Here is a 333-nt window from a genome sequence, read left to right on the forward strand (position 1 = left end):
TGGTAATACTGGCCCCTGCGGCCACCGTCGCTTTCCCTGCCGCTGTTAACGCCACCTGCCCCGTGCTTTCACTCAGCGTTGAGAAGCCTTTCACGGCCTCTTTCCCCCCTGAACCCAATGCTCCGCTAAATCCTGCCGTCGCCATCGTCGTTATCCCACTGACCAGAGCGCCTTTGAGGTCAAACCCATCCATCACCCCCAGCAGATTACCCGCCGCCTGACTGGCTAATGAACCCACCACACCTCCTGCAAATGCTGCTCCAAGGTTCGCTGTGGTTGTTAAGTTAGTCAGACCTGCTGCCCAGCCTGCCCCTGCTCCCGCCGTATACACTC

The 333-nt window shown here is 59.2% G+C and carries 1 protein-coding gene; it reads right to left on the reverse strand.

Features of this window, described 5'->3' with window-relative positions; translation table 11 throughout:
* Positions 1 to 333, reverse strand: a 333-nt coding sequence (locus tag LSG34_RS20685; protein WP_233011228.1) for a hypothetical protein, incomplete at both ends; no start/stop codon positions are given.

This window comes from Rheinheimera faecalis (genome assembly GCF_021290965.1).
Taxonomy (GTDB): domain Bacteria; phylum Pseudomonadota; class Gammaproteobacteria; order Enterobacterales; family Alteromonadaceae; genus Pararheinheimera; species Pararheinheimera faecalis.